The following is a 22,335-nucleotide window of genomic DNA, read 5'->3' on the forward strand; positions in this document are numbered from 1 at the left end:
GCCGTGGCGTCCATCACGGCAACCACCGGTTTCTTGGGCTGCGTGAGGGCGCGAATGTCGCTCACGATCTGATACTCGAGGTCATCGGTGCTGCTGACGAAGGGGATCGTCTGCGTCTTCGACCCGTACTGGATCGCGAGACCCAGCCACCCGTTCTTCACCTGCAGCTCGGACTGGCCGACGACATTGAATTGCACCGGCTCAATGCCTAACGATTCGGCGTCGTTGCGCGCCGGCACGTCGCTCGACGGATCGCGCCGTTCCACGCGGATCTTGTCGTGCGCGGCCGAGCGCAGGTCGCGCAGGAGGTCGTCCATTTCGTGCTGCATCAGCGCGACGCGCGTCGGCAGCTGGCTCGACGCGAACACCTTGATCGTGACCAGATCGTCGAGGTGCCCGACGATCTGCTTGGTGGCCGGCGACAGCGTGTACGCCTTGCCCGGCGTGAGGTCGAGCCGGCCGCCGATGTATTCGCCCAACAAGTCGATGACCACCAGGGTCGCGACGAGCAGCGACACGCCGAGGCGGAGGCGCCGGGCGGCCGCGCCGCGGCGCGCCAGCTTGCGGCGCAGCACCGCGCCGTAGGCCAGCGCCAGGAACACGCCGATGAGGGACAGGAAGTACACCGCATCGCGCGCGTCGATTACGCCGCGGCCGATGTTCTCGAAGTGCGACAGCACGCCTAACCGCGCCGCGCCCGCGGCGAGGCTCGGCGGCAGGCCGACCAGCAGCTGGTCGAGGCCGACCAGAATGAGGACGAACATCACCGCGACCGCCGCGATGAACGCCGTGATCTGGCTGCGCACGAGGCTGCTCGCCCAGACACCCACCGCGGCGAGGCCGGCCGCCAGCAGCGCCGCCCCCACGTATTGCGCCGCTACCGGGCCCCACTGCACGTCCGCTCCTAACGTTAGGCCGAGGGGGATGCAGAGCGTGAGGGCCAGAGCGATCCAGAGAAACAGCACCGCGCCCACGTACTTGCCGACCACGAACTCGAGCTCGGTGAGCGGCTGCGACAGCACCACTTCCATCACGCCGCTGCGCGCATCTTCGGCCAGCGTGCGCATGGTGACCGCCGGCACGAAGAACAGGAACACCCACGGCAGCAGCGCGAGCATTGGCCGCAGCGTGGCGACGCCTTGCATGTCGATCTCGCGGAAATACAAGAACGCATTGATCGCCAGAAACACCACGAGCAGCACGTACCCCGTGGGGTGATCGAACATCGCTCCCAGCTCTCGGCGCGCGATGGTCCAGATGCGGTGCCAGGCACCGCGCGAAGCACGCGTCATGATTTGTCCTCCGCACCCGTGAGATGCCGGAACAGGTCTTCCAGGGTTTCTGCTTCGCGGTGGAGCTCGAGGAGCGTCCACCCGCGCGATTTCGCCAGGTCGAAGACATCGGCGCGGATGTCGCGGCCGCGTTCGGCGGCCACACGGAACTTGGCGGTGTCGCCGGCGGTGTCCTGCTCCTCTATGGATTGCACACCGGGCAGTGCCGCGAGCGCATCGGCGGCGCCGGATCCGCGCAGCTCGACCACCACGTGGGCGCTGCCGGCGTCGCCGCTCAACAGCACGTCGACCGCTCCGTCGGCGGCGATGCGCCCGCGATTGATGATCACCACGCGCGAGCACGTGTGTTGGACCTCGGGCAGCACGTGGGTCGACAGAATCACAGTACGCTCGCGGCCTAACTCGCCGATCAGCCGTCGGATCTCGATGCGCTGATTGGGGTCGAGCCCTTCGGTCGGCTCGTCGAGCACGAGGAGATCGGGCCGGTGGAGGATCGCCGCGGCGAATCCGACGCGCTGCTTGAATCCTTTGGACAGCTCGGCGATGGGCCGCTGGTAGACGCTCTCGAGTCCGGTCGCGTCGACGGCGTCCTGGATCGCATGGCGGCGATCGTCGCCGCGCAGCTCGCGCAGTCGTGCGACGAAGTCGAGGTACTCCGCGACGAGCATTTCGCCGTACAGCGGGTTGTTCTCGGGGAGGAAGCCGAGCCGGCGCTTTGCGTCGCGGCCGGCCTCGGCGAGGCGCACGCCATCGAGGCGGATTTCGCCGGCGTCGGGCTCATAGACTTGGGTCACCAGGCGCATGGTGGTGGATTTGCCGGCGCCGTTAGGCCCGAGAAATCCGACCACGTGTCCGCGGTCGATGCTGAACGACACGTCATCGACGGCGGTGATGCCGTCGAAGCGCTTGGTGACGCGTTCGAGGGTAAGCAGGGACATTTGTGGGCAATCGTGATGGCGGCGGTTAGGCGCCGGATGCACGCTCCGCGTGGGCGCCCGTGCGGGGCGTCCTGGACGGTGAGGGACGTGGCGCCGCAGCGCGACGCCATTGTCTGATATGTGTATCGCTTTTTAGACGCGTGTTCGCGCGTTGTCAACCTCTGCGGTGCTCACGCGCTCTGACGGGTCGAACGGCTGCTTCACCGCACCGTCAGCAGCGCGACCATACCGAGCATCGCATGCTGCGGCTTGCCTGCGCCGTTCCGGAACTGACACATCAGCGCGTAGTGCTCGCCGGCGCGCAGCTCCGCGTACAGCGCCTCGCGCGTCGTCTGTCCCGGCGCGGCGATCAGGACCCCGCCGGTCATGTCCGCCACGGAGTCCGGCACGTTGCCGGTCGCGAGATAGGCGCGCGCCGTCGAATCGTCGATGTTCGCGTTGAAGCGAAAGAGCTGAACCTCGTGCAGGACATGACCGCGATTCACGAAATGGAACACCGTCGGTCCGGCAGGCGCGGTCGCTGGGACGACGTAACTGTAGTCGTGTGCTTCGATCGTGACGTGGCGCAGTGCCGGCGACGGCCGGGCGGCGCCGGTGAGCGTGAGGACAACAGCGGCCAGGCCTGCTCGCGGTGCAAACGGCATGGGTCCTCCTGTCGTGGGAGTGACGCGCTTCGCCTAACCGTCAGCGCGTGCCCGCTGCCCAATCAATCCGAAGCTCCACCACGGTCGAGTCATGAAAGAACGTTCGTTAGGCGGCTTGCTCAGCGAAGCAAACGAGGATCGAAGTCGTACACAGAGATGGAATCGACTGTAAGCCGGCCAACGTGTGCGTGCTCCGGATTGATGAGAATGTTGAATCCTCCGTCAACAATCACGCTGGGGACTCGCAAGGCCAAAGAGCGTCCGGACGTGATCCACTCATCGCCGACAGTCTGAACTGACGAAGGGACTGGCGAAACATTCCAGTCTTTCGGCAACGCACCTGGAGCGAGATCCTCCACAAGGGAGTCAGGCACCGTCGCCGAGATCAGCGAGTATCCAACTGGTGATCCGCCGCCTCCACTCAGATGGACTAAAACCTCCAACACGGCGAGCGCAGAGTTGCCTGAAGCGTAGGCGACACGCGTCCCGCGGCTGTTCCATCGCGCTCCGTACAGCCGAGCGCCCTCGCCGTTGAACGCGGTAGCGGAATACCGAGTCTTGGTTAGGCGCCAAACCTGCATCGACTAGGTCGGAATTCCGTGAGCCAACCGGCCAATTAGGCTCTCTACCTCAATGGCTCCAACATCGGTTGATGCAAAGTCGATTGGCGTTCGGCCTCCAAGCGCCTTGACAGGGTTGGTAAGCCAGCGTTGCGCGGCATCCGTGCTTCCTTCGAACAACTCGATTGCGCGGGCAACGATTCGCGACATGCGAACCAAGCGATCGGTTTCGTCGCGCGCGAAGCGCCCACTCTCCTTTCGTCTTGCAAGTGTGCGTTCAGGAATCTCGGCCACTTGCGCGAGAACGCGATATGAAAGGTCCGTATTGCGATGAAACCGCTCAAACGCGGCGTACGTCAGCCCGTGCTGAATGTGTTCAACAACGTACAGAGGATCGTAGTTTCGCAGGCCGAATAGCGCGACGTAGTAATGGCCTGCTCGATGGCCTGCTTCCTGATGACTCAGAAGCTCGGCGATATCGGCTGGGATCTTATGGGCTGGGCTTACCATGCCGCCTCCAGGCTGCCATATGGCGTAACTTACAACGCCATATGGCAACCGGCAAGGCGCGAGCCGACTAGCCTCCTGGCCGAAATTGCAGGGAACGCCGAACAGTCGCCAGGTCATCTCCAGAGTGAAGGCGGACAAACCTCGAAGACCTCGCGAGGCGCGTGGTCATGTTGGGTCATGTCGGCGAGGAGATCTTCTTCAAGTTGGGAGAGTACCATTTGCACAGCCAGGAACGCCCGAGTTCAGCTGGCCGGCGGCCACGGGGACCGTGCATGCGGTCGGAGCGTTAGGCCGGCACGTCAGCCCGAACGAGTCGTTAGCCCGAAGGCGAGCCGACGGGTGGGTTGCGTCCCCATCCCCAGGGTGATCATCGACCGAAACGCGTAGCCATGGCCACAAGAGGAGGCAACGACTCTGCTGATGAAGCGGCAGCCAGCGTCTTGAACGGTACCGTGGCCACGATCCCCCTGACCTGCTTGCGGAGATCCGCGTCAAGGGTGACGAACGCGTCAGCCTGGAGCTTGGCGACAGCGATGTACTCCGCCTTACGAATATCTGCCCACCCCAGTTGCTCCGCGACCTTCCACGCGACCGCCCGGGAGACGCGGTCGCCAAGAAGGCGCACGCGCATCGATGTTATTCCATCAAGGAGTGCCGTCGCATCGTCCTGGCTCACCTCTCCCCGACGATATGCTTGGTACAGAATCGACAGCGCATCAGATCGCAAGACATTGGGGCCAACGAGCTGGTGCGTGCTCGGCACCACGATCCCTTCACGAACCAGCCGGACGGCAACCTCCGCATCGATACCATAACGAGTCATAGCCTTTGCGTACCTCAAAGTCATTTCGTGGTCGGCATAACGCCGAGTTCACCCGCAAGCGCACATCAACAAGATGCGGCCGCGCAGCGGCCGACATGCCTAACCGTACTTGTCGAGTGCAACGCTTCGTTAGGCCCAAGCCAGGATGATGCCTGCACGCGCTGCAGCCCTAACGAGTCGTTAGCGCGTACGCGAGCCGACGGGTGGGTTGCGTCCCCATCCCCACGGCTCGACGCTGCGGACTACTGCGTCGTGGCAGCTGAAGCGGCCCCCGACGCCGTGGGAGCTCGCCAGCACCACCTCGAACTTTACCCACTCCAGCTGATCGCGTGTCCGATCCATGATCGCCAGCTCCCAGAGCGCATTCTGGTCGTTGAACTCCGAGAGCTCAAGCTGCGCGATCCGTCGAACCCCGAATGTGACAACGCACTCCTTCGACAGGACGTATGTGCCATTCGGCTCGACCCCGGGACCGGCCAGGTACGCGTAGACTGTCAGCGTGAGTGTCGGCCCCGCGTTCTCGCCAACCCCGCCGCGGTCGAGCACGAGCTGCACAACTTGGGCATCGTGAAACGTGGGCCAGTGGCCGAACCACTCGACGACGAGCTGTGCGCCGTCGATGGACGGTATGGAGGCGCCGACCACCCGTGGAAGCGTGCGAAGCGCATGGGCAAAGCGATCCAGTTCTGCGGGCTCCGCATCGATGTGCACGGTTGCCTCCCGCCAGTTCACCGGCTCAGCCGCCGCAATCCTTGACTCCGCTCATCACCTTCAGCGCATCGCTAGGCCACCGGCTCACACGACAGCTGGGGGAGCGGCGCGTCCAGCACCGCCCCCCCATGCAAGGCTACTCGCGGAAGTAGTACTGCCGCAGTACGCCGTCAAACCGGCCCGAGCGCAGGCAGCACCGCTTGAAACCGCCGCCCGGACCCGCACGGGCACGGATCATTGCGCCCGAGCTTCTCTAGGAGCTCCTTCGCGCCGCGCACAATGCGCGGGCCGCGCTTCACGTGGGCCTCGCTCAGGGAACCCCCGACGGCGCTTCGACGTGCGCTCAAAAGCAGGGGAGCGTCTCGAGATCTTGCCTGGTCAATTTCGCCATACGACCTCCCGGTTGAAGTGAGGGCCCCGCAATCTAATCGCGCGCCGACAGTCCTGCTGGACTAACGCGCGAGTTCAGCTGCGTGGCGGCCATGGGGACGGCACAAGCAGTTTGAGCGTTGGGCCGTCAGTCAACTGCGACGAGTCAGCGAGGTCGTCCAACGTAGCCGAGTCGCGTTCGCTGTCGACCGAGCTACCGCGCGCCGGGCTTGATATTGGGTTGATCCGCCATGCCTGGCAATCGTGCGGGTGCGGCATCTGTCGCGAGCACACCGCCAGTTCCGCGCTCAAGCTGTGCGGCCATATAACCCGGACGCTCAGCTGCGGCGACCGACGCGTTCAGCCTCCAGGCAATCAGAACATGAGACGCCGTGGGCACGCGCACAACTTGACGCATGCAGCGCCGTCAGTTGCAGCGTATCGTTAGGCGACCGCTTCAAGACCAACCCTCGCTATTCGTCGTCGGGGATGCCGCGAAGCGCCTCAAGAAATGCGCGCGAACCAGCGCCGTCAGGCAGGCTCCGCAGGGCCTTGAGCATCGCAACGGGACCGCGCCCGTGCTCAAGACCCCAACTGTATCCTCGAGCGAACGCGGCGTCGATCTCAGGACGCATCACTCGATCGATCTCCCGGCTGAGTTGGCGGTTGGCGCGCCGCTGACGCCAGTAGCGCTCGGGATTCGCTCTTGCTTCCGCCATCAGGCGGGCCTCTCGGCGTGATAACCGGCGGAGGGGGTGGCCTAAAACGTCGGCCCACCGGGCGCCAGGCTTGAGCGCGCGCATGCGTTGCAGTAACGCCTCGCGGCCATCACCGGCCATGGCGAGACCGCCGAGGCGGTCCGGGATCAGCCCAAGGCGCTCTGCTTCCGCGTCGAACGCCTCGATAAACTCCTCCGAAGTCATCTCTCCCCCACGATGCGTCTCGGCGCTCGCCTAACGCCAACGGTCGGCTGCGAGCGCGCAGGAATGCGACTCGCGATGCGGCTCGGTCGCCGAGCGCGGTGCGCGGCGTCTACATACGGAACACGTTGAAACAACGTCGCCGCACCGCATCATCATGATCGCGGAGCGCATCGGCGACGATGAACACAGCCGTCGAGAAACCGATGCCTAACCGGAGCCCGCCGCCTTCACGCACCGGCCGATGGTCTCCCAGGTGCGCGTCGTCACGTCCGGACCGAAGGTCTTGGCAATGAGCGCCATGAACGTCGGGGTGCCGGGCGTCGGCACGTACGCCGTGAAGGCCTCGCGTCCGCTGACCGCGAGGATGCGCGCCCCGCCGAGCGCGATGGGCAGCGCAGCCGTCGCGTGGTGTGCGGCCCGGGCAAACGTGACGACCCGCCGAGCGTTAGGCGCGAGGCGGAACGGCGCATACGGATCGTCGTCGAGCATCGCCTGCAAGTCCGGCACTGAGCGCACGATCGTGTAGAACGAACGGCCAAGCGTCTTCGACATCGCCGCCTCCGCCTTTCGTTCGAGCGCCGACTCCGATGCGGCGCGCGCACTGAAGACGACGTTGCCGCTGCCCAGTACCGTCGCCACATCCGCGAACGCCGCCGATTCGAACGCCCGCCTGAGCGCGGGCATCTTTGCATTCACCGGCATCACGCCGCGAAGAAACGCCACATAGCGGAGCACGATTTCCCTCCTAACGCACGATCGTGATTCGCACGCGAATACCGAAGACCGCATGTACCCGCAGCTGCTCACGCGGAATCATTAGTTCCACTCATTATATAGGACAGCCGCACCACCGGATCGCCCCTTTCATGCGCACACGCGCCAGTCAGGCCTGCTCCCAGTAAACACCCGTCTCGAGCGGCTCCCCGCTCATCAGTGCTTGAAAGATCGGATCGGTTTCGACGGCATCGATAAATACACCGCGTGCACGGAAATCCTGGCTCCACCACTCGCGATCCTTCCTGATGCGCGCAATGCGGTCCGCGAAGGCGAGATCGCATACCAGGTGCGCGAACTGCTTGTCGTGCGCGGCCGACTCATGCGCCAGCGCGTCCGAGAACTGACGTACGAAATACAGGTGAATGCGATAGCCCACCGGGTCGCGGTAGCTCCCGATCTGCACAACGCGTCGCTCGCCGCGTCGTCCAGCGGCTCGCGAAGGAATCGTTTGAAGACCTTCCAGGCCGGCCACGGCGACATTGAGGTGGGCGACAACCCTGCCTCCTCGAGCATGTCCACCAGTCGCATGTACGCGTGTGCCGTTTCCACCCGGGGCCCCCGAATCAGGAGTGTCGCCTGGCCTGCGCCTAACGACTACCGGCGGCTACGTCGGCAAGCTGTAGCGTAACACGAACGGGAAGTCGGCGGCATGCCCAACGGAAGACGTTCCTTCTCCCGTCAAGCCTCGAAGGTCGCCGGTGCCCGAGCCACCGACGACGGTGTACGACTCGTTCGCCTGCTTGCCGTCGAACTCGCCGCTCCGTTGAAGGACGAACGTTCCCGACTTGTTGCCGATGCGGCCGGTGAAGCGCTCCAACCCGACGAACAGCGCGGTGCCATCGCTTCGATACATCATCAGGTACTCGACCCGGCTGTCGCCTTCGATGTCTCCAGTGAAGATCTTGGCTACGGTCGCCTTGGTCATCTTCGGCAGATCCGGGCCTTCGCTGTACGGCGTTTCGTCCCAACTCTTGATCGCGAAGCGCGCATTGGCAGTGGCGTTCATGGTCGGGATTCCTGGGTTGATGTCGGATGCAGGTCTTTAGAATGTGAGATTGCGCGTAATGCGCCAGTGGCCATCGGCTTGGCGGCTCCATACCGAGAGGTAGGCCCCGCCCGAGCGCACCGGAGGACCGGTTCCGGTGGCGGGCGCCTGCGCGATCCACGCGTGGCCCCACTCCACGATGGTGGTCTTCGCGATCACCGTTAGGCCGCCCTGCACGACCTGGCCGCCGCGGATTGCCCGTAAACGCGGGAATCGGGACGCGTACAGGCGAGCAATGGCATCCCGGCCGCGCGTCACGCTTCCGTCGGCGGCAATGAACACCGCACTGTCGGCATACGCCGCGGCAATCATCGCGGCGTCGTGGTGTGCGAGTCCGGGCGCCCAGGCGGCGTTCCCGGCGTCGATGTCCGGTTTCGCGCTGGCCAGAATCGCAGCCGTGTCGAGCTGCACCGGCGCGCCGTCCGTCTGTGCGTTAGGCTCTGCCCTCGCCTGCGCCTGGATGCCGGCGCGGGCCGTGAACACCGCGCCGAGCACGGCGAGCACGGAGGCGCGCCGGAGCGAGATGCTGCCTAACGTTCCCAAGGTCATCGCGTCATCGCCTCCCGTTGTCGCAGCACCTCGTACAGCGCCAGCGCGACGCTCGTCGACAAATTGAGCGAACGCACCAGCGGCGACACCACCGGCATTTGCAGAAACCGATCACGATATCGCTGGTGCAGCTCCGGCGGCAGTCCCGCCGTTTCCCGGCCGAATACGAGCACCACGCTTTTCGCCGCGCCGAGCGGCGCATCCCAATAGAGGCGCTCGGCCTTCGTCGAAAAGAAGTACGCGTCGCCGAGGTCCGGCAACTCGCGCTCGAACGCGTCCCAGCTCGGCCAGACGTGCAGATCGACGTGCTCCCAATAGTCGAGCCCGGCACGCTTCAACTCGCGCTCGTCGAGCGAAAAGCCGAGGGGTTCGATGAGATGCAGCGTACTGCCCGTTGCCAGACACGTGCGCCCGGCATTGCCGGTATTCCAGTGAATTTCGGGCTGCACCAGGACGACGTGCGCGGCCGCACCCGTCGGCCGGGCAATGCGCCGGCTCGCACCTGCGTTAGGCACGGGCCGGTTGCCCGGCGTCGCCATCCCGCTGCGGCGCCCGCACGTGACTTCTCGGAATGCTCAGCAAGGCCTCGTGGTGTTCGAGATCGACGAACCACCGGCCGTTGCGAAGCCGCATCCGCAGTTGCTCCACCGGACGTGCGAACGAGCGCATCTCGCTCGAGTGCGTGCGATAGAGGATTTGAGCCGCGAGTGCGCCGTCCCCGATTGCCGCCAATATCTCGCGCGCCGGCGTCTCCGAGCCGGTATCGCCCGCTTGGCTGCCGTGCTGATGTTCGAACGACGCGGCGACGAATTCATCCGGCGTGAGGGCAGCCAACTCGGCGAGCGTCGAGATGCCGCGGACGCCATTCAGCGGCGTCGATCCAAAACGATCCAGTTGGGCAGGGTCCGACGTCATGCGGATCTCGAACGCGGCGCGCGCACCGGGCGGTGTCGGTCGAGCGGACTGCATCGCGGCCCAACGGAGGAGCACCGTCAGCGCCGCGTCCCGGCAGCGGAGCGCCGTCTCCGGATCGACGGCGTGCGCCGCGGCAGCCCAGCGTTGGGCGTCGATGTCTCCGAAAAAGGCGGTTGCGGCATCGACCGCTGCGCGCAGCGGATCGGGTTCGCTCGTCGTCACCGGCGGCAGGCCCACCTGTTCAAGTGCCTAACGTGGCGAGTTAGACGGCCCGGCCGCCTTCCCGCTCGATCGGTCGCACGATGATGGTCGAAAGCATCGTCGCAATCAACACCGCCGACAGCCGAGCCGGCTCCCTCAACGGCGACGGCGCTTGCGCTTCGCCATCTTCGCGCCCTGCTTGCCAAGCGCCGTACGCGTCTTCTTGGGCAGCTTGGAGATCGTCTTCTTCCGCCGCGCGGCTTTCGCTGCCTTCTTGATGTTGCGCCGCGCCGCCGCTTTCTGCTTGGCTGTCGCCATGAGTTCGCTCCCGTGGCATCTCGTGAGATGAGTGCACCGCCGTGGCGCTTCACGAATGCAAGAGGTGGGCGCGCGCCGACGATCACGAGGAATCGCGAAGCATGAAACCGATACCGGCCACGATCGCCACGAGCCCGGCGCCGAGCAGCCAGTGCATCATGCGGCGCTCCGACGCATGGGCGTCGGCGAGCCATGGCCGAACATCTGCCTCACTGAACCCAGGTCCACCGTCCGCTCGCTCGAGCGCCCACACTTTCTGCGTGTATCCATCGTAATGGACGGTCACACGCGTGCCTACCGGAATCGCACGGACGCGCCGATCCGCCTCTGACACTCCCGGCGCGTACATTTGCACTTGCTCGGTCTGCGGCATGGTGTCGAGCCAAACGCCGACGCGTCTGCCCTCGACACGATTCCTGACCGTGTAAACTCCGGTCACAACGCCGCGCAGCGTGGCGAGCGAATGATAGTCGCCGCCTTCGCCGGTGCGAGAATTGAGCGCGTTGATGCCGGCGTAGACGAGCAGGAGGAGGCCGATCGGCACGAGCCAGGCACCGAGTGGCATGTCGGGCATGTCTTCGCTCAACAGACCCATGTGGCCTCGTTGCGCAACCGGTTAAGCGCTAACGCGTCCTGGCGCGACGGACGCGCACACATCATATCGTACCGCGCCCGCCGGCGCAATTCGACATCCTCCTAACGCCTCCGTCAGCCAATGCCGAGCCAGTCTTGCCACATGACAGGCACCTCGTTCGAAGCATGCGTCGAGACATTGGCCGAGGCTCGCGAGGCTGCAGCCTGGGGCGCGGATCGCATCGAGCTGTGCACCGAACTCGCGCACGATGGCTGCACGCCTACGTTAGACGTCGTGGCCCACTGCTGCAGCGCCGTCGGCATACCGGTGATCGCGATGGTACGGCCACGACCCGGCGATTTCACGTATACTCGGGCCGAGGTCGACGCGATGTGCGGCAGCATGCGCGACCTCGCCGCGCGCGGCGCCGCCGGATTCGCGACCGGCGCGCTGTCGAGCCACCAGGACATCGATGCCGCGGCGACGGCCCGCCTGGTTGCAGCCGCGTCCGGACTGCCGGTCACGTTCCATCGGGCGTTCGATCAGTCAGGCCATCTCGACGACGCGCTCGAGGCGCTCATCGATCTCGGCGTGCGACGCGTCCTCACGTCGGGCGGAGCGGCCACGGCGCTGGCAGGCGCGGACACGCTCCAACGGTTGGTCGACCGCGCGGCAGGCCGTATCGAGATCGTCGCCGCCGGCGGCATCCGCCCGCCTAACGTCGAGCTGGTGATCGCGGCGACCCGCGCGCCCGCGGTGCACGCCCGATGGACCGGCTGGCGTGACGATGATGGCGGCATGCCCGCTCGTGTCGTACGTTGGTGACCATGGCCGAGCTCACCGAAGCCGGACGCCCATCACCCGACGCCGCCGGTCCCGACGACGCGGGCATGGTCGCGTTCTACCGCGGCATGACCACGGTCGAGCGGCGCACGATGTTCGCGTGTGCGCTCGGCTTCGCGCTCGACGGACTCGACTTCACGATCTATACGCTGGTGTTAGGCACCGTGATCGCGGTCTGGCACGTCGGCCGGGGGCCGGCCGGTCTCACGGTCACGGCGACGCTCGTGTGCTCGGCGATTGGCGGATGGATCGCTGGATACGTGTCCGACCACGTCGGGCGCGTGCGCGCCCTGCAGCTCACCGTGTTGTGGTTCGCGGTCTTCAGTCTGCTCTCGGCTGTCTCGCAGAGCTTCACGCAGCTCGCGCTCAGCCGGGCATTGCTCGGGTTCGGGTTCGGAGGCGAGTGGACGGCCGGCGCGGCGCTCATGAGCGAAGTCGTTCGGCCGCGCTACCGCGGGCGCGCCGTCGGTTCAGTGCAGTCCGGATGGGCGGTCGGCTGGGGCAGCGCCGTGATCCTGCAAGTGATCGTGTATTCGCTCGTCCCCGACCGGCAGGCCTGGCGGTGGATGTTCGCGCTCGGCTTCATTCCGGCGCTGTACGTGTTGTTCGTTAGGCGGTACATCGAAGAACCGCCGGTCGCGCGCCGCGCCCGCGCGCAGTCGATGGGCTCGATGGCGGACATCTTCAAACCCGATCTGCTCAAGACCACCGTGCTGGCCGCGCTGCTCGGCACCGGCGCGCAGGGCGGCTATTATGCCGTCAACACCTGGGTGCCGGTGTTTCTGCAATCGGAGCGACACCTGAGCATCGTCGGTTCCACCGGCTACCTCGCGTTTCTCGTCCTCGGGGCGTTCGCCGGCTATATCACCGGCGCGTGGCTCACCGATCGCATCGGCCGGCGTCCGCTCTTTCTCCTGTTCGCTGCCGGCGCGGTCGTCATGACGCTCGTCTACACCCGTGCGCCATTGACTAACGGAATGCTCTGGATCCTCGGCTTCCCGCTGGGGTTCGTCGTGTCGGGATACTTCGCCGGCGTCGGCGCCTTCTTCGCCGAGCTCTTTCCGACGCGCGTGCGCGGTTCGGCCATGGGGTTCGCGTACAACTTCGGCCGGGGCATCGGCGCCACGTTCCCTGCGTTAGTCGGGTACCTCTCGGTGACCATGCCGCTGTCGCGCGCCATCGCCATCTTCGCGGCGATCGCGTACAGCCTCATGGGCATCGCCGCATACCTGCTGCCCGAGACGCGCGGACGCCCGTTGGCGTCGTAAGCCTTGCCGCGGGTCGCCCCCGATTGTCAAGACAGCCGCCGGGCGGCGCCGGTACCGAAACGACGAATGGCGGCGAGCGTCGATCCGCCATACATTTGTGCGCAGCCCGCTCGCCGGCCCTCCCCAACACACCGCAATGACCGATCTCCAGTCGCGCGTCCAGCAGTCGCTCGCCGGGAGCTACACGCTCGAACGCGAGCTCGGCGGCGGCGGCATGTCCAAAGTGTTCGTCGCGCACGAGCACAGCCTGGGACGCACGGTGGTCGTCAAGCTGCTCTCGCCCGAGCTCGCGGCGGCGATGTCGGCAACGCGGTTCGAGCGCGAAATCCGGGTCGCGGCATCGCTGCAACAGGCCAACATCGTCCCGGTGCTCACGACCGGGACGGCGGAAGGCCTGCCCTACTACACCATGCCGTACGTCGAGGGCGAGAGCCTTCGCGCGCGACTCGGCCGCGGTCCGCTCTCGATCGGCGAGGCCGTCAGCATTCTGCGCGACGTCTCGCGTGCCCTGGCGTACGCGCACGATCACGGCGTCGTGCACCGCGACATCAAGCCGGACAACGTGCTCCTGTCCGGCCACACGGCTGTCGTCACCGACTTCGGCATTGCGAAAGCCATCGCGGCCGCGGCCGATGGTGCGTTAGGCGCGACCCTCACACAGCTCGGCACCGCGGTGGGCACGCCCACGTACATGGCGCCCGAGCAGGCGGCGGGCGATCCGGGCACCGATCATCGCGCGGACATTTACGCGTTCGGCTGCATGGCGTACGAACTGCTCGCGGGACAGCCGCCGTTCGCGGGATTGCCGCCGCACAAGCTGCTCGTCGCGCACATGGGCGAGACGCCGAAGCCGGTCAGCGACCTGCGGCCGGATTGTCCGCCGGCGCTCGCCGCGCTCGTCATGCAGTGTCTAGCGAAGGACCCGGCCTCACGTCCCGCGACCGCCACGGAGTTGCTGCAGCGCCTGGATGCCGTGGCGTCGCCGTCCGCCCCGCAGGCAGCGATGCCGGCGATACTGTTAGGCGGCCGCAGGATGCTCGGTCGCGCGCTCGCGGTGTACGCGGTTGCGTTCCTGGCCGTCGCCGTGGTCGCGCGCGCGGCGATCATCGCGATCGGCCTGCCCGATTGGGTATTCCCCGGTGCGCTTGCGGTGATGGCGTTGGGGCTGCCCGTGATCCTGTTTACGGCCTACACGCAGTACGTGTCGCACCGCATGGCGACGGCGACGCCGACGTTCACGCCCGGCGGCACGCCGTCGCTCGGCAATCTGCAGGGCACGATGGCCACGCTCGCGATCCGAGCGAGTCCGCACGTGTCGTGGAAGCGCACGATGCGCGGCGGGATCATCGCCGTGGCGGTATTCGTGCTGCTCGTCGCCGCGTACATGCTCATGCGCATGCTCGGCATCGGGCCGGCGGGATCGCTGCTCGCGTCGGGGAAACTCTCGGCGAGCGACAAGGTGATCGTCGCCACGTTCGACGCGGCGGGCGCGGACACATCGTTAGGCTCGACGATCGCCGAGGCGGTGCGCACGAACCTGTCGCAGAGCCGGGTGGTGCACGTGGAGCAGACGAGCTCGATCGTCGCGGCACTCGAGCAGATGCAGCGGCCGGAAACGACGCGCGTCGACCTCTCGATCGCGCGCGACATTGCACAGCGCACCGGAGCCAAGGCGGTGGTCGGCGGGCGCATCGTTCCGGCCGGCACGGGGTACATCGTCACGGCGCGGCTCATTGCGGCCCAATCGGGAGACGAGCTCGCGTCGTACAGCGAGTCGGCAAAGGACGCCGGCGACCTGATCCCGTCGGTGGACCGCCTAACCAAGGAGCTGCGCGGCAAAATCGGCGAATCGCTCAAGACCGTGCGCGCGGCGCCGCCCCTCGACCAGGTGACCACCGCTTCGTTAGGCGCGCTCAAGAGCTATGCGGCGGGGATGGAGGCGAACGACGTCCGCGGCAACTACCCGATGGCAATCCAGGACTTCCGCGACGCCATTGCGCAGGACAGCACGTTCGCCATGGCCTACGTGCAGCTCGCGTATTCGCTGTTGTCGCAGCCCCGCTCGAGCTCACGGGCGCAGGCCCAGGCGGCGCTCACCACGGCATTTCATCTGCGCGAGCGACTCCCCGAGCGGGAGCGGTATGACGTGGAGGGCGGCTACTACATGAACGTGGCGCCAGACCGCCGCAAGGCCATCGCCGCGCTGCGGCATGCGGTCGAGCTGGACTCGACGAACTACGATGCCGCGAACTCACTGGCCGTCACGTTCAGCGAGACCCGCGACTATACGGACGCCGAGCGGATGTACCACCTGGCGCTCGCGAACTCGCCGTCGAACGGCACGCTGCTTACCAACCTCGCCATTCTCTACACCGCGATGGGCCGGCATGCGTCGTTCGATTCGGTCATGGCGGTCATGGCGAGTCGCGGCGTGCCGTTTCCAACCGTTGGGCCGCGATACGCCGAGCTGTGGGACAAGCACGACTACGATGCCGCCGACCAAATCGCGCGAACGTACGCCGACACCAGCACCGACGCGCAATACGCAGTCGCTGACCTCGCCCAACTACGCGGACGGCTGCGTGAAGCCGAGCAGCTGTACAATCACGCAGACGCGGCAAACGAGCGCCTGCACGCCGATACCGCCAGTCCCTACCTCGCCGCCTACGGCGACGCGCTCGTGGATGCCCAGATACGAGGTGATCCGCCGCGCGGCGTTGCGGCACTGGACGCTGCGGTACACGGAACGCCGGTGGCGTCGGTCCCGCCGACTCGCACTGCGGACCTCTATTGGGTGGCGGCAGGGTACGCAATGGCTGGTGCGCCGGCCAAGGCACGTGAGATGATGAGCCGGTACGAGTCGCAGATGGACACGACCGACCGCCGCGAGTACTTCGTCAACCTGGCGAGGTTGCACGGACTGATCGCGCTCGCGGAGGGCAAGACCGACAGCGCGGTTGCCGATTTCCATCTCGGAGACAACGAGGCAGACGGCCTGCCGACACAGAAATGCGTCCCATGCACGCCGCTCTTTCTCGGTCTGGCGTTCGACCGCGCGGGCAAGGCCGATTCGGCCCGTACGTATCTCACGCGATACGTCGAGATGCACGCTTCCGGGCGCTGGAACGTGGACAAGTTTCACCTCGGCCCGGCGTTGTTCCGGTTAGGCGAGCTGTACGAGAGCGCGGGGGATGTGGCACACGCGACGGAGTACTATGGGCGCTTCGTCGACTTGTGGAAGAACGCCGATCCGGAGCTCCAGCCGCGTGTGACCGACGCGCGGGAGCAGCTCGCCCAACTCGATCGCGGCAAGCACTGACGCGCATTCCATCTCGAGCCCCGGCACCCGGGCCTAACTGAGCACAGGGCGTCCGCCGAATCAACCGACTGCCTTCTTGATCAGCGCAGCAATGCGCGCTTCATCCGCCGCCGTCAGTTGCCGCACCGCAAATCCGGTTGCCCACAGGTTGCCGTCGTCGAGCTTCGCTTTGTCGCTGAAGCCGAGCGTCGCATACCGCGTCTTGAACCGCTGCGCCGGCTGAAAGAAGCACACGACATCGCCGTCCCTGGCGTACGACGGCATCCCGTACCAGAGCCGCGGCGTCAGGTTCGGTGCACTCGCCATGATGAGATCATGCAGCTTGCGGCCTAACGCACGATCAGGCTCGGCCATCGCGCCGATCTTGTCGAGCACCAGGGCGCTGCCGCTCTGTCCCGTGGCCTGCCCGCCGCGCTCGGCCTTCACCTCCTGCACGCGATCGCGCATCGCTGCGCGTTCGTCCGCACTGAACACGTTCGTACGAGTGCTGCTCGGCCGCTTCAGTGCTTTCGGTTTGCGCGCTGGCGCAGATTTCTTTTTAGGCATTGGGGCGTCGACCCTCGTCGCAAGTCGTGGAAAGACGGCTGCAGCTGCCGCCGGGCGTCCGGCGTCGGAGCACCATTGTAACACTCCACACGCCGGACGCCAACGCGACCGAGCACACCGGCTACGGTGTGCGATGCATGGCTGGCGACCTGTTCAGCTCGCTCACCACGGCAGGACGATCGCGCGGCTCGCGCGCATTGTCTCGGCGCACTACCGCTACGCATGCCGGCATCTCAGTGCCGCTCCCACCGTATTTCCATTCCATCCTGAGAGCCGAGCACCTGGCGCAGGAGCGCGACCAGCGTTGCCGGTGCACCGTCGTCCTCGAGCATGTCGATGGTCGCCGAGTCGAAGTAGTAGTCCTGGTCGGTCGGCGACTCCTCCTCGAGCTCATCGACGAGGAACTTCAGATCATCATCGTCGATCGTACCGAGGAGCGCGTTGGTGGTTTTGTCGCGAAGCTGAATCAAGGAACCTCCGTCATGCTCGAGTAGGTTGGAATCGGTCGCGAAATGTCGCTCGTGTGCACGCGAAGCGCGACTCTCGAGCGACGAGTACAGGCAGGGTCCCGTACCAGCTCAGACGCCGCCGTGCGTGCGCCGGATGCTGCCCCGCGAGAAGCGCTCACTTCGGAATGACCCCGATTTTGCCTAACCAGCGCTCGGCCACTTCCGGCCAGGCGGTGATCGGCGCACGCGTCCGCCGCAGCCCGAACGCATGGCCGCCGGTGGGATAGAGATGCATTTCAACGGGCACTCCGGCTCCAGCGAGCGCAGCGTGATAGGCGATGGAATTTGCGACGGGGTCGACCGGGTCGTTTCTCGCCTGCACCAGCAATGTGGGCGGTGTGAGCCGTGTGACGCGAATGTCGGGATTCAACGGCGCGTCTCGTTCGGCTCCGGCAAGATGACCCGGATACAGCGCGATTGCGAAGTCCGGACGGCAGCTCACCACATCGGCCGCGTCGACCGGCCGGTAGATGCGCCTGCCGAAGTGCGTGCTGATGGCCGCGACCATGTGCCCGCCGGCGGAGAAGCCGAGCACGCCGATCCTGTGCGGGTCGACGTGCCAGCGCGCGGCGTGAAAGCGCACCAGCCCAACGGTTCGTTGGGCATCTTCGAGTGCAGTCCGGCACTCGCGATATGGACCGGTCGTCGCGCAGGGCACGCGGTACTTGAGGAGCACGCACGTGATGCCGCGCGACGTCAGCCAATCACAGGCTTCAGTGCCCTCGAGATCGATGGCCAGAATGTTGTACCCGCCGCCGGGGAAAACGACGACTGCGGCGCCGGTGTTGCGGCCCGTGGGCGGATACACGGTCATCGTCGGTTGCGTGACGCTGTCGACATAGGTCCAGGGCCGGCCGCCGACGAGCCGCGGACGACCAGCTGAATCCAGCACGACGCGGGCGACTTCGGCGCCGATGCCCGGGCGCACGTCGGGAATTGCGCCGGCGGGCCAGAGCCGGATTTGCGCGTGGCCCGCCGACGGCTGCCAACCGGATTGCGCCGCCGTGCGACCGGCGTGTCCGGCTGCGAGCACCACGAACGCGAGCACGATGCGTCTAACGCAGGTCATTGCTCGATACCCGTGCGAGCCGAGGATCCTTGCCTAACGGCGGCCGTCGGCGATCGGCGCTCCACGTCCGTCGGAACCCGGCTCTGATGCTGGCGCTGCGTCCGCTCTGTGTCAGCGTCGTTCGAGGAACCCTCTGCCCTCGAAGATCGCGGGCAAGGCTTTTTCGATTCGCGCCCGCCGTGTCGCGGACTGCTTGGCCGCCGCAAAGTGGTACAGATAACTCCGCTGCCGTCCCGGCGTCAGCGCCTCGAAGGCGCGCTTGAAACGTGGATCTTTGCGCAACCGTTCGCGGAGCTCTTCGGGAACGGGATACTCCGAGCTCGCTTTCGGTTTCATCCGCAGCCCGGCCTTCTCGACTGCAATGGCCTCGCGCACGTAGGCCTTGATGGTCGGCGCTTGCGCCGCGATTTCCTTCGCGCTGGTGAACTTCATCACGCGGGCGGCGTGCACGCGGCCGAGCTGCACCAGCACGTGCTTGCGGTCCTCGAGGAGGGCGCCTTGAAACAAGCCTAACGCAAAATACTCCTTGAAACCCTGCATGATCACGATGTTCCTTCCGTTCACCGTGTACGTGGGTTTCCCCCACTTGCATTCCTCCTTCATTCCAAAACCAGCGAGCACGCGCCGCATCGCCGCGATCTCCGCCGTCCACCGCTCTCGATACGCCATTTCCATACACGCATGACCCTCCCGGAATCAGGTGCGACCGCACCGTACCTATCGGCGCCGCCGGTATAACAGTCTGCCAACGATGAAGACGATCGCGGCAATCAAGATTTTTTTGTTATCCCTTGGACCCGTCGTCGAGGAGACCTGGTCCTCGCGCGATCACTTGTGAGCGCAGAGCCGAGTCCCCACGACAAAGGGTTCAAAGGAAAACGAAAAGGATGTAAGGAATGGGGAAGATCGCAGCCATGGACGTCCAAACATCATCGTTCACGTACCTGGGGTAGGTCACGCGCGCGAACAACGCACCTTCCCTCGCGTGGCAGCGATCTTCTCCATCACCTGCATCCTTTTTTACGTAGGCGGAACGTGATGCTCGGCGCGTTGGAACGCGAGGAACTCGTGGATCGCGCGCACCGCGTCCGGATCCGACGACCGAATCGTCAAGTCGCCGCCGCGATCGAGCGCACGCGTGGAGTAGTGAATCAGCGCTTTCTTTTCTGCCATGATTCGCGTGCCCGGAACATCCTTCATGTGCACGAGCATCGGCGATGAGAAGTCGCCGGCGGAAAACGCCGCCGCGATGTCGCGCAGGTGTTGCTGGATGCGCGCCGCCCCTGCCGCATCGGCGGAATCGCGAACCAGGGTAATGCGTCCTCCGTTGGGCAGATCGACGAAGTGATGCGTCGAGGTGGACTGGTCGAGGCCCATCACCATCTTGCCGCGCGCCTGCATGGCCGCGAAGGCGGAGTCGTGACCCGACGTGTCCGAACGCATGTGCGTGCCTTGCGCGAACGCCGGGATGCCGCGCATGGATAGCGCGACGAGCGGCGATGCCAGGAGAGCAATTTGGCGCATCTGTGCCTCCGTCCAGAGACGATATCGTAGCGGCGATCGGCCTGCGTGTACATTGTTGGCGAACGCCGCGCCGCGCCGGAACCGCGGTTCCATGTAGCGCCAATCCCGGACGGTCATGATCTCCCCACGGATGCTCCGCGACACGGTGCACGGGTTCGACACGATTCCCATGCTCACCGTGGAGCGAATCGCCGCCCTGGCCACCGATCGCCGGTATGCGCCTAACCGGGTGCTGTACCATGCCGGCGACGCGGCCGACGGCCTCTATCTCATCCTGAGCGGCCGTGTCCGCGTGTCGCGCCAGACCGGGTCGCGGTCGCGCGTGCTGCACGACGAAGGGCCGGGCGGCGTGCTGGGCGAGATCCCTGTGTTAGGCGGTGGTCCGCTGCCCGCCACCGCTGTCGCCGTCTCGACCACGCAGTGCGCGCACCTTTCCGTGGCGACGGTCGAACGACTCCTGCGGGACGAGCCCGAGTTCGCGCGGTACGCGATGCGCCGTCTGGCGATCCGCGCGCGCAGCTTGTTGCGCCGGATCGACGAGCTCACGGCCACGACGGTGCTGATTCGCGTCGCGCGGCACGTGTTGTCGCGCGCCGAGGCATCGGCGGCGACCGATTTCACGTTGGGCGGGTCGCAATCGGCGCTCGCCGACGAGCTCGATACGGCGCGCGAAGTCGTCGTTCGGGCGCTCGCCGCGCTCATCGATGCGCGCGCGATCCGGCGAACCGGGCGCTCACGCTTTGCTGTCGTTAGGCCGGCGGTGTTGCGCGCAATGGCCGCGCGATGAGGCATCGCCGCTGCGCGCCGTCGAACGCAAAGTGTGATGGATGACCGTCCTCTCCCAACCGGATGGGGGCTCACGTCTTGCAACCGGTGACCACGTGCCGAATCGACACCAAATGCGTCTCCGACACTCGGCGCGCGTATTCGCCGCCTGCGGCGCCGTGCTGATCGCGGCCTGCTCTGGCGAACAAGGAAACGCGTCGGCCAACGATCGAGGCGCGGGCCTCGAGGTGGCGCATCTTTCTGCGGAGCAGCAGGCCGCCGCATATGCGAGCGCGCTCTCGGGCGCCTTCGATCTCGGTCCGCCGCTGGTGCTGCTGCTCGATCCCGCCCTTCTCCCGCGGCGGCGCAGCGACCAACCATCGGACACGCTGCCCGCTGGTGTGGCGCGAGCGCTCTCGGCTCGCGGCGTCGTCCAAGGCTCGTGCGCCGCCGTGGTACCTGCGACGCGCTTGGCGCCGGTCTGCAAGGCGCAGTCGGCGGGATACAGGGTACAGTTCTCACCGGTATTTCGGATGCGGGGTGATACCGTCCAGGTCTATCTCGTTGCGCAGCGGTATCGTCCGACCGCAGAAACGGCCGGGTACCAGCCGCCGCTCGAGTTCGAGCAGCGCTATGCGCTGGTGAGGTCAGGGCGACAGTGGCGGATCGTGCGCCAGGAGCGCCTCACGCATTGATGGCGGCCGGTTTCGTCAGAAAAGACGGCAACAGCTTAAAAGAATGTCGCGCGACATCGCCGCGCTTGTTTATCCTTCGGACCCTTTGTCGAGGAGACCTCAGTCCTCGCGCGATCGCTTGTGAGCGCGGAGCCGAGTCCTTACGACGAAGGGTTCAAAGGAAAACGAAAAGGATATGGGGGATGGGGAAGATCGCATCCGTGGACGTCCAAACATCATCGTTCACGTACCTGGTGTAGGTCACGCGCGCGAACAACGCACCTTCCCTCGCGTAGCCGAGTCCCCACGACGAAGGGCTCAAAGGAAAACGAAAAGGATGTAAGAGATGGGGAAGATCGCAGCCGTCGACGCCCAGACATCATCGTTCACGTACCTGGTGTAGGCCACGCGCGCGAGCAACGCACCTTCCCTCGCGTGGCAGCGATCTTCTCCATCACATGCATCCTTTTTGTGGGTCTTCGGGGAAATGAGTGGGTGGAATTAGGGCGATTGTCAGGTTAGCCGGTTGCGGGTTTCATAGGAGAATCGTGGGGTTGAAGCAAGAGGCGCGAGGGGCGAAGTTCGTGCATGATTTCTCGCTCCCTTCCGCGCCGCGAGCTCCGGGACGCATATCGATTCCCCGGCTTCACGCCCCAGCGCACCCTCGTC

The 22,335-nt window shown here is 65.8% G+C and carries 25 protein-coding genes; 5 read left to right on the forward strand and 20 right to left on the reverse strand.

What is annotated here, in order from left to right; genetic code table 11:
- The 15 genes from VFW04_05935 to VFW04_06005 all read right to left on the reverse strand — a co-directional run.
- A partial coding sequence (locus VFW04_05935; protein HEX5178848.1) for a Gldg family protein occupies positions 1-1,292 on the reverse strand: 1,292 nt, incomplete at its 3' end.
- Entirely contained in the window at positions 1,289-2,230 is a 942-nt protein-coding gene (locus VFW04_05940; protein HEX5178849.1) for an ATP-binding cassette domain-containing protein, read from the reverse strand. The genes VFW04_05935 and VFW04_05940, both read right to left, overlap by 4 nt.
- A gap of 200 nt (positions 2,231-2,430) precedes the next feature.
- Complete coding sequence (locus VFW04_05945) at positions 2,431-2,874, reverse strand: hypothetical protein (protein ID HEX5178850.1); 444 nt, start codon at positions 2,872-2,874, stop codon at positions 2,431-2,433.
- Positions 2,875-3,458: 584 nt separating this feature from the next.
- Positions 3,459-3,944, reverse strand: a complete 486-nt coding sequence (locus tag VFW04_05950; GenBank protein HEX5178851.1) for an antitoxin Xre/MbcA/ParS toxin-binding domain-containing protein — start codon at positions 3,942-3,944, stop codon at positions 3,459-3,461.
- A gap of 367 nt (positions 3,945-4,311) precedes the next feature.
- Positions 4,312-4,767 carry a hypothetical protein gene (locus tag VFW04_05955; GenBank protein ID HEX5178852.1) on the reverse strand — a complete coding sequence of 152 codons (456 nt, stop codon included), beginning with the start codon at positions 4,765-4,767 and terminating at the stop codon, positions 4,312-4,314.
- Positions 4,768-4,947: 180 nt separating this feature from the next.
- Positions 4,948-5,478, reverse strand: a complete 531-nt coding sequence (locus VFW04_05960) for an Imm50 family immunity protein (GenBank protein HEX5178853.1) — start codon at positions 5,476-5,478, stop codon at positions 4,948-4,950.
- A gap of 842 nt (positions 5,479-6,320) precedes the next feature.
- Complete coding sequence (locus VFW04_05965) at positions 6,321-6,770, reverse strand: hypothetical protein (GenBank protein ID HEX5178854.1); 450 nt, start codon at positions 6,768-6,770, stop codon at positions 6,321-6,323.
- A 207-nt stretch (positions 6,771-6,977) separates the two neighbouring features.
- The gene (locus VFW04_05970) at positions 6,978-7,505 is read right to left on the reverse strand and encodes a DUF1697 domain-containing protein (GenBank protein HEX5178855.1); all 528 of its coding nucleotides are present in this window, start codon (positions 7,503-7,505) and stop codon (positions 6,978-6,980) included.
- 148 nt (positions 7,506-7,653) lie between these two features.
- Positions 7,654-7,950 carry a hypothetical protein gene (locus tag VFW04_05975; protein ID HEX5178856.1) on the reverse strand — a complete coding sequence of 99 codons (297 nt, stop codon included), beginning with the start codon at positions 7,948-7,950 and terminating at the stop codon, positions 7,654-7,656.
- Positions 7,951-8,151: 201 nt separating this feature from the next.
- A complete protein-coding gene (locus VFW04_05980) occupies positions 8,152-8,553 on the reverse strand; it encodes a DUF3224 domain-containing protein (GenBank protein ID HEX5178857.1) in 402 nt (133 codons plus the stop codon).
- 36 nt (positions 8,554-8,589) lie between these two features.
- Entirely contained in the window at positions 8,590-9,141 is a 552-nt protein-coding gene (locus tag VFW04_05985; protein ID HEX5178858.1) for a DUF4440 domain-containing protein, read from the reverse strand.
- Complete coding sequence (locus VFW04_05990; protein ID HEX5178859.1) at positions 9,138-9,656, reverse strand: tRNA (cytidine(34)-2'-O)-methyltransferase; 519 nt, start codon at positions 9,654-9,656, stop codon at positions 9,138-9,140. Before VFW04_05990 ends, VFW04_05985 begins: the two co-directional genes overlap by 4 nt.
- Entirely contained in the window at positions 9,649-10,278 is a 630-nt protein-coding gene (locus VFW04_05995; protein ID HEX5178860.1) for a hypothetical protein, read from the reverse strand. The genes VFW04_05990 and VFW04_05995 overlap by 8 nt, the downstream gene beginning before the upstream one ends.
- 135 nt (positions 10,279-10,413) lie before the next feature.
- Positions 10,414-10,575 carry a hypothetical protein gene (locus VFW04_06000; GenBank protein HEX5178861.1) on the reverse strand — a complete coding sequence of 54 codons (162 nt, stop codon included), beginning with the start codon at positions 10,573-10,575 and terminating at the stop codon, positions 10,414-10,416.
- Positions 10,576-10,657: 82 nt separating this feature from the next.
- Positions 10,658-11,170, reverse strand: coding sequence for a hypothetical protein (locus VFW04_06005; protein ID HEX5178862.1), 513 nt, complete (start codon positions 11,168-11,170; stop codon positions 10,658-10,660).
- 141 nt (positions 11,171-11,311) lie between these two features.
- Here VFW04_06005 and VFW04_06010 point away from each other — a divergent pair, with 141 nt between their 5' ends.
- From VFW04_06010 to VFW04_06020, 3 genes are all read left to right on the forward strand, one after another.
- A complete protein-coding gene (locus VFW04_06010) occupies positions 11,312-11,974 on the forward strand; it encodes a copper homeostasis protein CutC (protein ID HEX5178863.1) in 663 nt (220 codons plus the stop codon).
- A gap of 2 nt (positions 11,975-11,976) precedes the next feature.
- The gene (locus VFW04_06015) at positions 11,977-13,260 is read left to right on the forward strand and encodes an MFS transporter (GenBank protein ID HEX5178864.1); all 1,284 of its coding nucleotides are present in this window, start codon (positions 11,977-11,979) and stop codon (positions 13,258-13,260) included.
- 136 nt (positions 13,261-13,396) lie between these two features.
- On the forward strand, positions 13,397-16,579 hold the full coding sequence (locus tag VFW04_06020) for a protein kinase (protein ID HEX5178865.1): 3,183 nt from the start codon (positions 13,397-13,399) through the stop codon (positions 16,577-16,579).
- Positions 16,580-16,639: 60 nt separating this feature from the next.
- On the opposite strand, the gene VFW04_06025 is transcribed toward VFW04_06020, so the two are convergent.
- The 5 genes from VFW04_06025 to VFW04_06045 form a co-directional block, all read right to left on the reverse strand.
- Positions 16,640-17,026 carry a DUF1801 domain-containing protein gene (locus VFW04_06025; GenBank protein ID HEX5178866.1) on the reverse strand — a complete coding sequence of 129 codons (387 nt, stop codon included), beginning with the start codon at positions 17,024-17,026 and terminating at the stop codon, positions 16,640-16,642.
- Between the two features lie 332 nt (positions 17,027-17,358).
- Positions 17,359-17,595, reverse strand: coding sequence for a hypothetical protein (locus VFW04_06030; GenBank protein HEX5178867.1), 237 nt, complete (start codon positions 17,593-17,595; stop codon positions 17,359-17,361).
- A 154-nt stretch (positions 17,596-17,749) separates the two neighbouring features.
- Positions 17,750-18,703 carry an alpha/beta hydrolase gene (locus VFW04_06035; protein HEX5178868.1) on the reverse strand — a complete coding sequence of 318 codons (954 nt, stop codon included), beginning with the start codon at positions 18,701-18,703 and terminating at the stop codon, positions 17,750-17,752.
- A 111-nt stretch (positions 18,704-18,814) separates the two neighbouring features.
- Positions 18,815-19,378 carry a YdeI/OmpD-associated family protein gene (locus VFW04_06040; protein HEX5178869.1) on the reverse strand — a complete coding sequence of 188 codons (564 nt, stop codon included), beginning with the start codon at positions 19,376-19,378 and terminating at the stop codon, positions 18,815-18,817.
- A gap of 345 nt (positions 19,379-19,723) precedes the next feature.
- Positions 19,724-20,227 carry a hypothetical protein gene (locus tag VFW04_06045; protein ID HEX5178870.1) on the reverse strand — a complete coding sequence of 168 codons (504 nt, stop codon included), beginning with the start codon at positions 20,225-20,227 and terminating at the stop codon, positions 19,724-19,726.
- Between the two features lie 115 nt (positions 20,228-20,342).
- On the opposite strand from VFW04_06045, the gene VFW04_06050 reads away from it, so the two are divergent.
- Both VFW04_06050 and VFW04_06055 read left to right on the forward strand, forming a co-directional pair.
- A complete protein-coding gene (locus VFW04_06050; GenBank protein HEX5178871.1) occupies positions 20,343-21,014 on the forward strand; it encodes a Crp/Fnr family transcriptional regulator in 672 nt (223 codons plus the stop codon).
- A gap of 112 nt (positions 21,015-21,126) precedes the next feature.
- Complete coding sequence (locus VFW04_06055; GenBank protein ID HEX5178872.1) at positions 21,127-21,687, forward strand: hypothetical protein; 561 nt, start codon at positions 21,127-21,129, stop codon at positions 21,685-21,687.
- The last annotated feature ends 648 nt before the right edge of the window (positions 21,688-22,335 follow it).

It is taken from the genome of Gemmatimonadaceae bacterium, from assembly GCA_036273715.1.
Lineage (GTDB): Bacteria > Gemmatimonadota > Gemmatimonadetes > Gemmatimonadales > Gemmatimonadaceae > JADGGM01.